The sequence below is a fragment of the Pseudomonas sp. Irchel s3a18 genome (assembly GCF_900187535.1).
Classification (GTDB): Bacteria; Pseudomonadota; Gammaproteobacteria; order Pseudomonadales; family Pseudomonadaceae; genus Aquipseudomonas.
On the sequence record NZ_FYDV01000003.1, the window covers coordinates 34,156 to 51,195 of the forward strand.

Here is a 17,040-nt window from a genome sequence, read left to right on the forward strand (position 1 = left end):
ATGAATGCTGAAGACTCCTTGAAACTTGCTCGCCGGTTTATCGGGTTGCCTCTGGAAAAGCGCCAGATGTTCCTGGCTGCGCTTCACAAGGAAGGCGTGGAGTTCTCCCGGTTGCCGATTCCGGCAGGCGTCGAGGCCGAGGACCGCCAGGCGTTGTCTTACGCCCAGCAGCGCATGTGGTTTCTCTGGCACCTGGATCCCCACAGCGGCGCCTACAACCTGCCGGCAGCGGTGCGCCTCACCGGGCGCTTGAATGAGCAGGCCCTGGAGCAAGCCTTCGCCAGCCTGGTGGCCCGTCACGAAACCCTGCGCACCGTGTTCCAGCAACAACCCGACGACAGCCTGCTGCAAGTCCCGTTGTACCAGCCGCTGGACATCGAGCGTGTCGACCTGTGCGCCTTGCCCGCGCACGAGCGTGAATCGCAGGTCAGATTCGACGCCCAGCAGCAATCGTTGTTGCCGTTCGATCTGGCCAACGGCCCGCTGTTGCGCGTGCGCCTGCTGAAGCTGGCCGAGCAGGAGCACGTGCTGCTGTTGACCCTGCATCACATCGTTTCCGATGGCTGGTCGATGAATGTGCTGATCGACGAGTTCTGCCGTTTCTATGACGCCCACGATCAGGGGCAACCGGCTGAACTGGCGCCGTTGCCGGTGCAGTACAGCGACTACGCCTTGTGGCAACGGCGCTGGCTGGAGGCGGGCGAGCAGCAGCGCCAGCTCGATTACTGGCTGGCGCAGTTGGGGGACGAACACCCGGTGCTGGAACTGCCCACCGATCACCCGCGTCCGGTGCTGCCGAGCAACCTCGGTCGGCGCGTCGAGCAGGTGATCGACACCGCACTGGCCGATGCCCTGCGCGGTGTGGCCCGACAGCATGGGGTCACCCTGTTCATGCTGTTGCTGGGCACCTTCAACATCCTCCTGCATCGCTACACCGGCCAGACCGACCTGCGCATCGGCGTGCCGATCGCCAACCGCAATCGTGGTGAAGTCGAAGGGCTGATCGGCTTCTTCGTCAACACTCAGGTCCTGCGTGTGCAACTGGATGGGCAGACCTGTCTCGGCGATCTGCTGGCCAGCCTCAAGGAAACTGCCCTCGGTGCCCAGGCCCACCAGGACCTGCCGTTCGAGCGCCTGGTCGAGGCGCTGAAACTCGAGCGCAGCCTGAGCGTCAACCCGCTGTTCCAGGTGATGTACAACCACCAGCCGGAAGTCGCCGACGTCACCATGTTGAAGGTCGGTTCCGGCCTGGCGCTGGGGGTGATCGAGTGGGAAAGCCGCAGCACCCAGTTCGACCTGAGCCTGGACACCTATGAAAAGGCCGGGCAGTTGCACGCGGCGTTCACTTACGCCAGCGACCTGTTCGAACCGGCCACCATCGAGCGCCTGGCACAGCACTGGACTCACTTGCTGCGCCGAATCGTCGACGACCCCCGGCAGCGGGTGGGCGATATCGCGTTGCTGAGTGTCGAGGAGTATCGATTGCTGGTCGAAGGCTGGGGGCGCCACGATGCGACTTACCCCAGCCAGCGATGCGTGCATGAGCTGTTCGAAGACCAGGCGCAGCAGACACCCGACGCCGTGGCGTTGATCTGTGAGGGGCAGCAGCTGACTTACGGCCAGCTCAATGCACGGGCCAACCGCTTGGCGCGGACCCTGGTGGCGCGAGGCGTCGGCCCGGAACACCCGGTGGGCGTTGCGCTGGAACGCGGCCTGGAACTGGTGGTCGGTCTGCTGGCGGTGCTCAAGGCGGGTGGCGCCTACGTGCCGCTGGACCCTCACTATCCTCGTGATCGCCTGCAATGCATGATCGAAGACAGCGCCTGTCATCTGGTGTTGAGTCAGCACGCTCTGCTTGAGCGCCTGCCGATTCCGGCGGGAGTGAACGGCCTGTGCCTGGACCACGATGAGGCCTGGGGCAACACCGACTCGCGCAATCTGAATGTCCCGCTGTCCGCCAGCAACCTGGCCTATGTCATGTTCACCTCCGGTTCCACCGGCCGGCCCAAGGGCGTGGCCATCAGTCATGGGGCCTTGAGCAAGCACGCGTTCGCCTCTGTGCACTATTACGGTCTGAGTGCCAGCGACTGCGCCCTGCAGTTCGCCACCTTCAACTTCGATGCCTTTGGCGAGCAATTGTTCGGGCCGCTGATCTGCGGCGCCTCGGTGGTGCTACGAGGGAACGAGGTCTGGGACAGCGAAACCCTGTACCGGCAGATCATCGAGCAGCGGATCACGGTCATGGACCTGACCACCGCCTACTGGAACATGGTGGCCAAGGAATTCGCCGCCGCCGGCCCCCGCGACTACGCCGCGCTGCGCCAGGTGCACAGCGGTGGCGAGGCGATGCCGCCCGAAGGCGTGCTGGCCTGGCGTCAGGCCGGGCTGGCGCACGTGAAACTGCTCAACACCTACGGCCCCACCGAGGCCACCGTCACGGCCACCAGCTTCGATTGCAGGGAGTACCTGTCCGGCGCACAGCCGTTGCCGCTGACCCTGCCCATCGGCCGGGCGCTGCCGGGACGACATACGTATGTGCTGGACGACAACGGCCTGCCCGCCCCGGTCGGCGTGGTGGGCGAGTTGATGATCGGCGGCGAGTTGCTGGCCCGGGGGTATTTTCAACGACCGCAGCTGACGGCCGAACGCTTTATCCCCGATCCGTTTTCCACGACGGGCGCGCGCCTGTATCGCACTGGCGACCTGGCGCGTTTCAATGCCCACGGGGTGATCGAGTACGTTGGCCGTGTCGACCACCAGGTGAAAATTCGCGGTTTCCGAATCGAGCTGGGCGAAGTCGAGGCGCGCCTGCTGGAGCAGGCCCGGGTGCACGAAGCGATCGTGCTGGCGGTGCAGGGTGCCAGTAGCTTGCAACTGGTGGCGTACCTGGTACCCACGGACAAAGCGTTGGTTGATGCGTCGGCCGAGGTCCAGGGCGAGTTGCGCGAAGCGATCAAGGCCGGTCTCAAGGATTGCCTGCCGGACTACATGGTGCCGGCGCACCTGGTGTTCCTCGACCATTTGCCCCTGAGCCCCAACGGCAAACTGGACCGCAAGGCCCTTCCTGCGCTGGAGGCCAGCCAGATCCAACAGGCGTTCATGGCCCCCCGCAGTGTGCTGGAACAGACTCTGGCGGCGATCTGGCAGGACGTGCTCAAGCTGGAGCAGGTCGGCCTGACCGACAATTTCTTCGAGCTGGGCGGTGACTCGATCATCTCCATTCAAGTGGTCAGCCGTGCGCGGCAGGCCGGGATCCATTTCAGTGCCCGCGACCTGTTCCAGCACCAGACGGTCCAGGGGCTGGCGGCGGTGGCGCGCTCGGGTGATGGGGCTGTGATCATCGATCAGGGCCCGGTGATCGGTGCGCTGCCGTTGTTGCCGATCCAGCAATTGTTCTTCGAGGACGCCATCCCCGAGCGCCACCACTGGAACCAGGCGGTGCTGTTGCGTCCCCGTGAGCCGTTGCAGGCACCGCACTTGACCCAGGCCTTGCAGGCCTTGGTCAGCCATCACGATGGTTTGCGCACCCGTTTCCAGGAGACCGCGCAAGGCTGGCAGGCGGCCGTGCCGGCTGGTGTACTCGATGCCACCGAGCTGTTGTGGACCTGTGAAGGCGTGGCCGTCGATGAGCTGCAAGCGCTGTACACCGAGGCCCAGCGCAGCCTCGACCTGAAACGCGACCCCCTGTTGCGCGCGGTACTGGTGACCTTGGTCGATGGCAGCCAGCGCCTGTTGCTGGCGGTGCATCACCTGGTGGTGGACGGCGTGTCCTGGCGGATTCTGCTGGAAGATCTGCAAGCGGCGTATCAGCGGGCGCAACAAGGCATCGCGGTCCAACTGCCGGCGAAAACCCACGCCTACAAGGTCTGGGCCGAGCGCTTGCAGGCCCATGCTGCGACGCAAGCCGTGCAGGACGAACTGCCTTACTGGGCCGCGCAACTGAGCGCTATGGCTGACCTGCCTTGTGATCAGCCGCAGGGCAGCCTGCAAAGCCGTCATGCCTGGGTCGCCCACAGTCGCCTCGATAAAACCTTCACCCGGCAGCTGTTGCAGCAGGCCCCTGCCGCGTACCGCACCCAAGTCAACGACCTGCTGCTGACCGCGCTGGCCCGGGTCATCGGCCGCTGGACCGGCCATGCCGACACGCTGATTCAGCTCGAAGGCCACGGCCGCGAGGAGCTGTTCGACGACATCGATTTGACCCGCACGGTGGGCTGGTTCACCAGCCTGTATCCACTGCGCCTGACGCCCGCCGACTCGCTGTCGGACAGCCTCAAGCAGGTCAAGGAGCAACTGCGCGGCGTGCCGCACAAAGGCATTGGCTTTGGTCTGTTGCGCACGCACGAGCACCTGAAAGGGCTGGCCGTGCCGCGCATCACCTTCAACTACCTGGGGCAGTTCGACGGCAGCTTCGACGCCGGTGAGGGCGCACTGTTCAGGCCTGCCGGTGAGCGTGCCGGTGCCGAGCAAAGCCTCGAGGCCCCGCTGGACAACTGGCTGAGCATCGAGGGGCAGGTGTATGACGGTGAACTGGACCTGCGCTGGACCTTCAGCACGCAGATGTTCAATGACACCACCATCACGCGCCTGGCCGATGACTACGCTGGCGAACTGCAAGCGCTGATCAGCCATTGCTGCCTGCCGCAGACCATGGGCGTCACGCCGTCGGACTTCCCGCTGGCGCTGCTTGATCAGGTGCAACTGGATGCGATCCAGGTCCCGGCGGCCGAGATCGAAGATATCTACCCGCTGTCGCCGATGCAGCAGGGCATGCTGTTCCATACCCTGTACGAACAGGTCAGTGGGACCTACATCAACCAGTTGTGCGTGGATGTCGACGGTCTCGACACCGAGGTTTTTTGCGCCGCCTGGCAAGCCACCATGGATGCCCATGAAATCCTGCGCAGCGGTTTCCTCTGGCAGGACGGTGGGCAGCAACCGCTGCAAATCATTCATCGCCGGCTGGCGTTGCCGTATGTGCTGCTCGACTGGTGTGAACACCCGGACAGCGCCCGGGCACTGAAGGACTTCGCCGCCGCCGACCTGGCCCGGGGCTTCGACCTGGCGCAGGCGGGGTTGCTGCGCCTGACCCTGATCCGCACCGCTGAACTGCGTCATCACCTGATCTTCAGCAACCACCACATACTCATGGATGGCTGGAGCAGTGCGCAGATGCTCGGAGAGGTCCTCCAGCGCTACAGCGGCCTGTCGCCGGCTCGACCCCAGGGGCATTATCGCGATTACATCCAGTGGCTGCACCGTCAGGATCCGGTCGTCAGCGAAGCCTTTTGGCGCAAACAACTGGCCGATCTGCAAGAGCCGACCCTGCTGGCGGCGACCGTTCGCGAGGCGGTCAACGAGACCGGGCATGGGCTGTACCATGACCAACTGGACGCGGCCCGCACCCAACGCGTGAACCGCTTTGCCCGGCAGCACAAGGTGACGCTCAACACCGTGGTCCAGGCGGCCTGGCTGCTGCTGTTGCAGCGTTACACCGCCAGCCCATGTGTGGCATTCGGGACCACGGTGGCCGGGCGGCCGGCCGAGTTGCCGGGGATCGAGCAGCAGGTCGGTCTGTTCATCAACACCTTGCCGGTGATCGCCGGTTCCCACCCCGAGCAGACAGTGGCGGCCTGGCTGGCCGAGGTACAGGCGCAGAACCTCAGCCTGCGCGAGTTCGAGCACACGCCGCTGGCGAACATCCAGCGCTGGGCCGGGCAGGGCGGCGAGTCGCTGTTCGACACCTTGCTGGTGTTTGAAAACTTCCCGATTGCCCAAGCCTTGCAACAGGGCACGGCCCAAGGCGTGGTGTTCGGGGAGGTGGCCAACCAGGACCGGACCCATTACCCGCTGACCCTTGGCGTGACCCTGGGGGAAACCCTGGCGCTGCACCTGAGTTTCGACCGGGCGCATTTCAGCGCGGCCGCCATCGAACGCATCAGCGCTCATCTGTTGCACCTGATCGAGCGCTTTGCCGACTCGGCCGAACAACGCCTGGGGGAAATCGCCTTGGTCAATGCCCAGGAGCAGGCCCTGCAACGGGCGGGCAACCTGCCGCAGCCGTATCCGGTCGATATCGCCGTGCACCAGCGTTTTGCCCAATGGGCCAGCGAACAGCCGGAGCGCACTGCGGTGATTTTCGCCGGCCAGCGTTTCAGTTTCGGTGAGCTGGATCAGCGCGCCAACCAACTGGCCCATGCGCTGGTCGCCCGGGGTGTTGGCCCGGAAGTGCGGGTGGGTGTTGCCTTGCCCCGCAGCGAGGGGCTGATTGTCGCCTTGCTGGCGGTGCTCAAGGCCGGCGGTGCCTATGTGCCGCTGGACACCGGTTACCCGCGTGAGCGCCTGGCGTACCTGATCCGGGATGCAGGCCTGGCGCTGTTGCTCAGCGATTCGAGTGTGTCGGCGCAGTTGCCGATCGAAGGCGCATTGACTGTGCTGGAACTGGACCGTCTGGACCTCAAGGCCCACGCCCTGGCGGCACCTCAGGTGGCGCTGCACCCGCACAACCTGGCGTATGTGATTTATACCTCCGGTTCCACCGGCCACCCCAAGGGTGTGAGTGTGGCCCATGGTCCGCTGGCGATGCATTGCCTGGCCATCGGCGAGCGCTACGAGATGCAGGCCAGCGACTGCGAATTCCACTTCATGTCGTTCGCTTTCGACGGCGCCCATGAGCGCTGGCTGACCAGCCTGACCCACGGTGCGTCGCTGCTGATCCGCGACGACAGTCTGTGGACCCCGGAGCAGACCTACAACGCCATGCACGAGTATGGCGTCACGGTGGTGGCGTTCCCGCCGGTCTACCTGCAACAACTGGCCGAACACGCCGAACGGGTCGGCAACCCGCCGCGGGTGCGCATCTACTGCTTTGGTGGCGATGCGGTGCCCACCGCCAGTTTCGAGCGGGTCAAGCGAGCGCTGAACCCGCAGTACATCATCAACGGCTACGGCCCGACCGAAACCGTGGTCACGCCACTGATCTGGAAGGCCGGTCGTGACCAGGCGTGCGGTGCCGCCTACGCACCGATTGGCAGCCGGATTGGCGACCGCAGCGCCTACGTGCTGGACGCCGACCTCAACCTGCTGCCCCAAGGCATGGCCGGTGAGCTGTACCTGGGGGGCAGTGGCCTGGCCCGGGGTTACCTGAACCGTCCGGGCCTGAGTGCCGAGCGTTTTGTCGCCGACCCGTTCAGCACCACCGGCGGCCTGCTGTACCGCACTGGCGACCGGGTTCGCCAGCGTGTCGACGGTACCTTCGACTACCTGGAACGCATCGACAATCAGGTGAAGATTCGCGGTTTCCGGATTGAACTGGGCGAAGTCGAAGCCTGCCTGCAAACCCTCGAAGGGGTGCGCGAGGCAGTGGTGGTCGCTCAGGAAAGTGGCAGTGGCAAGCGCCTGGTGGCCTACGTGGTGGCAGATGATGTGAGCGTGCAACGGGCCGGCTTTGCCGAAGCCCTGCGCGGACAGCTCAAGGCCAGCTTGCCGGCGCACATGGTCCCGGCCTACCTGCTGTTGCTCGATAGCCTGCCGCTGACGCCCAACGGCAAGCTCGACCGCAAGAACCTGCCGCAACCCGATCTCAGTCAGTTGCAGCAGGCCTATGTGGCACCGCGCAGCGAACTGGAACAGCAATTGGCGACGATCTGGCAGGACGTGCTGAAGCTGGACCGGGTTGGTCTTGCCGACAACTTCTTTGAATTGGGGGGTGACTCGATCATCTCGATTCAAGTGGTCAGCCGCGCCCGTCAGGCCGGCCTGCGGTTCACCCCCAAAGACCTGTTCCAGCACCAGACCCTCCAGGCGCTGGCCGGCGTGGTACGTACCGGGGAACCGTTGCAGGCCATCGACCAGTCCCCGGTGACGGGCGAAACCGCGCTGCTGCCGGTGCACCAGGTGTTCTTCGCCCAGGCGATTCCTGACCGTCACCACTGGAACCAGTCGGTGATGCTCAAACCTACGCAAACCCTGGCGCCCGAAGTCCTGGAGCAGGCCTTGCAGGCCTTGATCGTGCATCACGACAGCTTGCGCCTGGGGTTTGCCCGACCGTCCGGGGACTGGTCGGCGCACTACCGCGATATCGATGTCCTGCAGGCACTGTGGCTACGTGAGCCGGTGCTGTGGCAAGCCGATGTCGCGGATCTGGCCGCCCTCGATGCCTTGGGCAACCAGGCCCAGCGTAGCCTTGAACTGCAAGGCGGCACGCTGATGCGCGCCGTGCTGGCGACCCTGGCGGACGGCACGCAGCGCTTGCTGTTGATCGTTCACCACCTGGTGGTGGACGGCGTGTCCTGGCGGATTATCTTCGAAGACCTGCAAACCGCTTACCGGCAACGCCTGGCTGGTGAAGCCGCGCACTTGCCAGCCAAGACCAGCGCCGTCAAAGCCTGGGCCGAGCAGTTGCAACAGTACGCCACCAGTGCGTCGTTGCAGGCGGAACTGGCTTACTGGCAGCAGCAATTGCAGGGCGCGCCAGTGGCATTGCCCTGCGACAACCCGAACGGTGGCCAACAGCACCAGCAGGCGCTGTGCATCCGCAGCCAGCTGGATAAACACCTGACCCGCCAGTTGCTGCAAGAAGCCCCGGCGGCCTATCGCACCCAGGTCAACGACCTGTTGCTCACCGCCCTGGCGCGGGTGATGGTGCGCTGGACTGGCGACGACAGTGTGCTGGTGCAGCTCGAAGGCCATGGCCGCGAGGACCTGTTCGAACACATCGACCTGACCCGCACCGTGGGCTGGTTCACCAGCCTGTTCCCGGCACGCTTGTCGCCGATGGCGGAGCTGGGCGCGTCCCTCAAGCAGATCAAGGAGCAACTGCGGGCCATTCCGAACAAGGGCATTGGCTTTGGTGCGCTGGCGCACCTGGGGGATGCGCCAGCGCGCAATGCATTGGCCGGGTTGCCGGTGCCGCGCCTGACCTTCAACTACCTGGGTCAGTTCGACGGCAGCTTTGCCGAGGCCGACGGAGCGTTGTTCGTGCCGACCACCGAGGCCGGTGGCGAGGAGCTGAACCTGCAAGGGCCGATGGGTAACCCGCTGGCACTGGACAGCAAGGTGTTCGGCGGCGAGCTGAGCCTGAGCTGGACCTTCAGTGGCGAGATGTTCGCCCCGGCCACCATCCAGCGCCTGGCCGATGACTACCAGAACGAGCTGACCGTCCTGATTGGCCATTGCTGTGACCGCCAGTCTCACGGTGTCACGCCATCGGACTTCCCGCTGGCCCGACTGACCCAGCAGCAACTGGACAACTTGCCGCTGCCGGCCCAGGCCATCGACGATCTGTACCCGCTGTCACCGATGCAGCAGGGCATGCTGTTCCACTCGTTGCTGGAACAGGGCAATGGCGATTACATCAACCAGATGCGCCTGGACGTCGACGGTCTCGATCCGCAGGCTTTCCGTCAGGCCTGGCAGGCGGTGGTCGATGCCCATGACATCCTGCGCAGCGGTTTCTTCTGGCAGGGCGATCTCGAACACCCGGTACAGGTGGTGTATCGCCAGGTCGAGGTGCCGTTCACGGTGCTCGACTGGCGCGGACGTGATGCGCTGGACGCGGCCTTGCAGACCCTGGCCGACGAAGAACGTGCCCAGGGCCTGGACCTGAACCAGGCGCCCCTGTTGCGCCTGGTGCTGGTGCGTACCGCCGAGCATCGCCACCACCTGATCTACACCAACCACCACATCCTGATGGATGGCTGGAGCAATGCCCAGTTGCTGGGCGAAGTGTTGCAGCGCTATCGCGGTGAAACGGTGGCGCGCCAACCCGGGCGCTATCGCGACTACATCGCCTGGTTGCAACAGCAGGACGTCGCCGTCAGCCAAGCGTTCTGGACCCCGGCCCTGCAGCAACTGGAAGAGCCGACGCGCCTGGCCGATGCATTGCCGCTGCCGGCGCCGGCAGAGGTCGGCGGCTACGGCGATCACTATCAAATGCTCGACGTCACCCAGACCCATCGTCTGAGCGAGTTTGCCCGCCAGGCCAAGGTCACCGTCAACACCCTGGTGCAAGCGGCGTGGTTGCTGCTGTTGCAGCGCTACACCGGCAAACGCACCGTGGCCTTCGGTGCGACCGTGGCCGGGCGTCCGGCAGACGTGCCGGACAGCGAGCAACAGATCGGGCTGTTCATCAACACCTTGCCGGTGATCGCCAGCCCGGATCCGCAGCAAACGCTGAGCAGTTGGCTGCAAACCGTGCAGACCCAGAACCTGGCTCTGCGCGAGTTCGAGCACACGGTGCTGTCCGATCTGCAACGCTGGGCCGGGCAGGGCGGCGAAGCCCTGTTCGACAGCATTCTGGTGTTCGAGAACTACCCGGTTTCCGCAGCTCTGGAGCAAGGCGCACCCCAAGGGCTGCACTTCGGCCCAGTGACTACCCATGAGCAGACCAACTACCCGTTGACCTTGCTGGTCAGCCTGGATGCCCAACTCTCGGTGCACTTGAGCTACCAACGAGCGTGCTTCGCGGCGGGCAGCGTGGCGCAACTGGGGCGCCACCTGGCGCAGCTGTTGACCGGAATGACCGAGCACCCCGAGCGTCGCCTGAGTGACTGGCTGTTGCTGGACGCCGCCGAGCAGCGCACGGCCGTGCTGGAATGGAATCCGCCGCTTGAGGACGTCAAGCCGGCAGGGTGCGTGCATCAGTTGATTGCCGGGCAAGCGTTGGCCACGCCCGATGCGCTGGCGGTGACCTTCGGTCTCAAGCAACTGACGTACGCCGAACTCGAGGCTCGGGCCAACCAGGTCGCGCACCGGTTGATCGCCCTGGGGGTTGGTCCGGAAGTGCGGGTCGGCGTGGCGATGCAGCGCTCCGACAGTCTGTTGGTGGCGTTGCTGGCGGTGCTCAAGGCCGGTGGCGCCTATGTGCCGCTGGACCCGGACTACCCGGCCGAGCGCGTGGCCTACATGCTCGAAGACAGTCGTGCGCGGGTGCTGCTGACCGAAGCCGGCATCGCCGCCAGCCTGCCGGTGCCGGCGGGTACCGAGGTGCTACTGATGGAGCACGCGTTGTCATGGCTGGGTGGCATGCCCGACACGGCGCCCGTGACCGCAGTGTCGCCGGGCAACTTGGCCTACGTGATCTACACCTCCGGCTCCACCGGCCAACCCAAGGGCGTGGCGATCACCCATCGTAACGTGCTGGCGCTGATCGACTGGTCGCGCTCGGTCTACCGCCGCGACGACATCCAGGGCGTACTGGCCTCCACCTCGGTGTGCTTCGACCTGTCGGTGTGGGAGCTGTTCGTGACCCTGGCCAATGGTGGCTCGCTGATCATCGCGCGCAATGCCCTGGAATTGCCGCAGCTACCGGCGCGCGATCAGGTGCGCCTGATCAACACCGTGCCGTCGGCCATTGCGGCCTTGCAGCGCACCGGGCAGATCCCGCCGAGCGTGCGCATCATCAACCTGGCCGGCGAGCCGTTGAAACAGTCGTTGGTGGATGCCTTGTACGAGTCACTGACGCTGGAGCACGTCTTCGACCTGTACGGCCCATCGGAAGACACCACCTATTCCACCTGGACCCGGCGCGAGGCCTTGGCCCAGGCCAACATCGGCCGGGCGATCAAGCACTCCGCCGGCTATGTGCTGGACACCGACCTGCAGCTGGTCCCGCAAGGAGTATCGGCTGAGTTGTACCTGGCCGGCGGCGGCATCACCCGGGGGTACCTGGCGCGTCCCGGCATGACCGCCGAGAAGTTCGTGCCCAACCCGTTCGCCAGCAATGGCGAGCGCATGTACCGCACCTGCGACCTGACCCGCCAGCGCCAGGACGGTGTACTCGAGTACCGCGGGCGCATGGACCATCAAGTGAAGGTCCGCGGCTACCGCATCGAACTGGGGGAAATCGAAGCACGCCTGCTGCATCAGCCGGCGGTGAGCGAAGTGGCGGTGCTGGCGCAGGACGTGCTGGGCAGTCAGCAACTGGTGGCCTATGTGGTCGCCCCGCAGTTGGACCTCAGTGCCAGCGATGAGCAACGCCCCCTGCGTGATGCGCTCAAGGCCGGGCTCAGGGAACACCTGCCCGATTACATGGTGCCGGCGTACCTGGTGTTCCTCGAACAGCTGCCGTTGACCCCCAACGGCAAGCTCGACCGCAAGGCGCTGCCGGCAGTGGATGCCAGCCAGCTTCAGGCCGGTTACCTCGCCCCCCGCAGCGAGCTTGAGCAGCAGGTGGCGAGCATCTGGCAACAGGTGCTCAAGATTGAGCGCGTGGGCCTGAACGATCACTTCTTCGAACTGGGCGGCCACTCCTTGCTGGCCGTCAATGTGGTGTCGCGCCTGGCCCTTGAACGGGGTCTCACGCTGACCCCGCAACTGCTATTCCAGCACCCGACCCTGGGTGAATTCGTTGCCCGTCTGGACACCACCGACGGGCCCGTCAATGAACAGAAACTGAGCAAGCTAGAAGCCCTGCTTGACGAAATGGAGGAAGTCTAATGGACACGAGTGTTGCTTTGAGGATTGCCAAGCGCTTTATCACTCTGCCGCTGGACAAACGCAAACTGTACCTGGAGAAGATGCTCGAAGAGGGCGTCTCCCCGGCAAACCTGCCGATCCCCGAGGTGCAGTCCGGCTTCGACGCGATCCCGTTGTCCTATGCCCAGGAACGCCAGTGGTTCCTCTGGCTGATGGACCCCCACAGCAGCGCCTATCACATCCCCAGCGCCTTGCGCCTCAAAGGCACCTTGGACGTCGCCGCGCTGGAACGCAGTTTCAACGCGGTGGTTGCGCGCCATCAAAGCCTGCGCACCACCTTTGCCGAGCAGGGCGAACAACGGGTGCAGGTGATTCACGCGCAGATGCCGTTGAGCATTGCCCGGCAGGCAGTGCCTGCCGGTCTTGAGTCGTCACAGGTCGAGGCCCGCATCAAGGCGTTCGTCGACGGTGAAACCCATCGCCCGTTCGACCTCGCGTGCGGCCCGTTGCTGCGCGTGGCACTGTTGCAGGTCGACGAACACGACCACGTGCTGGCGCTGATCCAGCACCACATCATCTCCGATGGCTGGTCGATGCAAGTGATGGTTGGCGAACTGATCCAGCATTACGCCGCCGACACCACTGGCCAGCCTTTGGCCTTGCCCGAGCTGTCGGTGCAGTACGCCGACTATGCGATCTGGCAGCGCCACTGGCTGGAGGCTGGTGAGCGCGAGCGGCAACTGGCCTACTGGACCGCCACCCTGGGTGGCGAGGACAGCGTGCTGGAGTTGCCCATCGATCACCCGCGCCCGGCGGTGCAAAGCTATCGCGGTGCGCGCCTGGACCTGAACCTGCCGGCCGAACTCAGCGCCGGCCTCAAGCAACTGGCCCAGCGTGAAGGCAGCAGCCTGTTCATGCTGCTGCTGGCCTCGTTCCAGGCCTTGCTGCACCGCTACAGCGGTCAGTCGCAGATTCGCGTCGGGGTGCCGGTGGCCAACCGCAACCGGGTGGAAACCGAAGGCCTGATCGGCTTTTTCGTCAACACCCAGGTACTCAGCGCCGAGGTTCACGGGCAGCAGCGTTTTGACCAGTTGCTGGCCCAGGTCAAACAGTCGGCGCTGGCGGCCCAGGCGCACCAGGACCTGCCGTTCGAACAGTTGATCGAAGCCCTGCAACCAGAGCGCAGCCTGAGCCACAGCCCGCTGTTCCAGGTGATGTACAACCACCAGGCGGTCAACGACCAGGCCCAACGGCAAAGCCAGGTGCAACTGCCACAGCTGAATGTCGAGGACATTGTCTGGGAAGGGCGCACTGCCCAGTACGACCTGACCCTGGGCACTTACGAGTCGAGCGACGGCATCGCCGCCGAACTGACGTACGCCACCGACCTGTTCACCCCGGCCACCGTCGAGCGCCTGGCGCGGCACTGGCAGCATGTGCTGCGCGCTATCGTTGCCAACCCGACCCAGCGCATCGGCGAACTGCCGCTGCTCGATGCCACTGAACAGCGCCATCTGCAACAGGATTGGCAGCGCGTCACCGACCACGACGCGCCAGCGGCCGGTGTCCATCAGCGCATCGCTGCCCAGGCCCAGCTGATGCCAGATGCCATTGCGCTGATCGTCGGCGACGACACCTTGACCTACGAGCAACTGGAGTGCCGCGCCAACCCGCTGGCCCATAAGCTGATCGAGCAGGGCGTAGGCCCGGACGTGCTGGTGGGGATCGCCGTCGAGCGCAGCGTCGACATGATTGTCGGCCTGCTGGCAATCCTCAAGGCCGGCGGTGCCTACGTACCGCTGGACCCGGCGTACCCGGAGGATCGCCTGGACTACATGATCGAAGACAGTGGCATCGAACTGCTGCTGACCCAGGCCCATGTGCAGGCGCAGCTGCCGATTCCGGCCACACTCGCCACGCTGGTGCTGGATCAGCCGGGGGACTGGCTGCAAGGCTATCCGCAGTCCAGCCCAACGGTGGCGGTGGATGAGCAGCACCTGGCGTATGTGATCTACACCTCCGGCTCCACCGGCAAACCCAAAGGGGTGATGGTGCGTCACGGCGCACTGTTCAACTTCGTCGCCAGCATGGTCGGCCAGCCCGGCATCATGGCCTGTGACCGCATGTTGTCGCTGACCACGTTCTCCTTCGACATTTTCGGCCTGGAGATCTATGGCCCGTTGCTGGCCGGCGCCAGTGTGGTGCTGACCGGCAAGGACGTGCATCAGGACCCGCAGGCGGTGCTGCAACTGATTCGGCGCTGGGCGGTGACGGTGTTGCAAGCCACGCCTTCGACCTGGCGCATGCTGCTCGATAGTGACGACGCCGCGTTGCTGGCCGGGCGCACGTTCCTGTGTGGCGGCGAAGCATTGCCGCAGGAGCTGGCGCAACGCATGCTGGCGCTGACGCCCAAGGTCTGGAACCTCTACGGCCCGACCGAAACCACCATCTGGTCGGCCCTGCATCCGCTGAGCCTGGACAGTCCTCGGCCGCTCCTTGGCAAGCCGATCGACAACACCGCGCTGTACATTCTGGGCAGCGACCTGGTACTCAACCCGCCGGGTGCTCCCGGCGAACTGCTGATCGGTGGCGATGGCCTGGCCCGTGGCTATTTCCAGCGCCCGGCACTGACCGCCGAACGCTTTGTGCCGGACCCGTTTTCCACCCGTGGCGAGCGGCTGTACCGCACCGGCGACCTGACCCGCTATCGCGCCGAGGGTGTGATCGAGTACATCGGGCGCATTGACCATCAGGTGAAAATACGCGGGTTCCGTATCGAGCTTGGCGAAATCGAAGCCCGCCTGCTGGCGTTGGACAGCGTCCGGGAAGCCGTGGTGGTGGCCCAGGACGGCCCGACCGGCCAGCAACTGGTGGGTTATGTGGTCGCGGCCAGCGAGCTTCCAAACCCCGAGGCTGAAGCCGAGCTGCGCACGGCGCTCAAGGCCAGCCTCAAGGCACAGCTGCCGGAATACATGGTGCCGGCGCACCTGCTGTTCCTCGCCCAATTACCGCTGACCCCCAATGGCAAGGTCGACCGCAAGGCCTTGCCCAAGCCCGATGCCAGCCAATCGCAGTCGAGCTACATCGCGCCGCGGACCGCCACCCAGCACCGGGTGGCGGAGATCTGGCAAGCGGTGTTGAAACTCGAGCAAGTGGGGCTTTCGGATAACTTCTTCGAACTCGGTGGTCACTCGCTGCTGGTGACCCAGGTGGTGTCGCGGGTGCGCCAGGTGCTGAATATCCAGGTGCCGCTGCGCACCCTGTTCGAGCACGGCACGCTGGAGGACTTTGTCGCCGCGCTGGGTGTCGAACAGGGCAGTCGCGCGCCTGCGATTGCCGTGCTGCCCCGTGAGCAACCGCTGGCGTTGTCCTACGCCCAGGAACGTCAATGGTTCCTCTGGCAACTGGCACCCACCAGCACCGCCTACCACGTGCCGGCCGCCTTGCGCCTGCGCGGTGAGCTGGACCTGGCGGCGTTGCAGCGCAGTTTCGACGCGCTGATCGACCGCCACGAATCCTTGCGTACCTGTTTTGTCAGCGATCAACCACAGCCCCAGCAGGTGATCCAGGCCCAGGCTTCGTTGCACCTTGCCGTGCAGGAGGTCGAGCGCGATCTGGATGACGACCGCCTGCAGGCGCTGGTGGCGCAAGAGACCTTGCACCTGTTCGATTTGCAGCAAGGCCCGCTGCTGCGGGTCAAGCTGTTGCGCCTGGCGGCCGATGACCATGCGCTGATCATTACCTTGCATCACATCGTCTCCGACGGCTGGTCGATGGGCATCATGGTCGACGAACTGATCGCCCTGTATGCCGCCTACAGTCAGGGGCAGGCGCCGCAGTTGCCGGCGTTGCCGGTGCAATACGCCGACTACGCGGTGTGGCAACGGCAGTGGATGGAGGCCGGGGAGCGCGAGCGCCAATTGGCCTACTGGACGGCACAGCTGGGGGGCGAGCAACCACTGCTGGAACTGCCGACCGACCGTCCGCGCCCGTCCGAGCAGAGCTATCGCGGGGCCCGTCAGGACATCGCCTTGAGCCCGGCACTGGTCGCCGGCCTCAAGCAGGCGGCGCAGCGCGAGCAGGTCACCCTGTTTACGCTGTTGCTGGCCTCGTTCCAGACCTTGTTGCATCGCTACAGCGGTCAGACGCAGATCCGCGTCGGCGTGCCGGTGGCCAATCGCAGCCGGGTGGAAACCGAAGGCCTGATCGGCTTCTTCGTCAACACCCAGGTGCTCAAGGCCGACGTCGACAGCCAGCAGACCTTTCGCAGCCTGTTGCAACAGGTCAAGCACAGCGTGCTCGGCGCCCAGGCCCATCAGGACTTGCCGTTCGAGCAATTGGTCGATGCCCTGCAACCGCAGCGCAGCCTCAGTCACAGCCCGTTGTTCCAGGTGCTGCACAACCACCAGAGCCAGGCGCGCGAAGCCCGTGGTGCGGCGCGGCTGCCGAACATCGAGATCCAGCCACTGAGTTGGGCCTCGCACACGGCTCAGTTCGACCTGACCCTGGACACCTTCGAATCCGCCGACAACCTCTGGGCTGAACTGACCTACGCCACCGACCTGTTCGACGCCGCGACCATGGCGCGGTTTGCCGGGCATTGGTTGAACCTGCTGCACGCGG

2 protein-coding genes (1 of these 2 only partly in view) are annotated in these 17,040 nt (G+C 65.1%); both read left to right on the plus strand.

What is annotated here, in order from left to right; translation table 11 throughout:
• Nucleotides 1-12,438, plus strand: a complete 12,438-nt coding sequence (locus CKW29_RS05445; protein WP_095148028.1) for a non-ribosomal peptide synthetase — start codon at nt 1-3, stop codon at nt 12,436-12,438.
• Nucleotides 12,438-17,040: the 5' portion of a non-ribosomal peptide synthetase gene (locus CKW29_RS05450; protein ID WP_095148029.1), read on the plus strand. The gene runs 10,472 nt beyond the window's last position; 4,603 of the gene's 15,075 nt are visible here — the first part of the coding sequence; it begins with the start codon at nt 12,438-12,440; its stop codon lies off the right edge, out of view. Before CKW29_RS05445 ends, CKW29_RS05450 begins: the two co-directional genes overlap by 1 nt.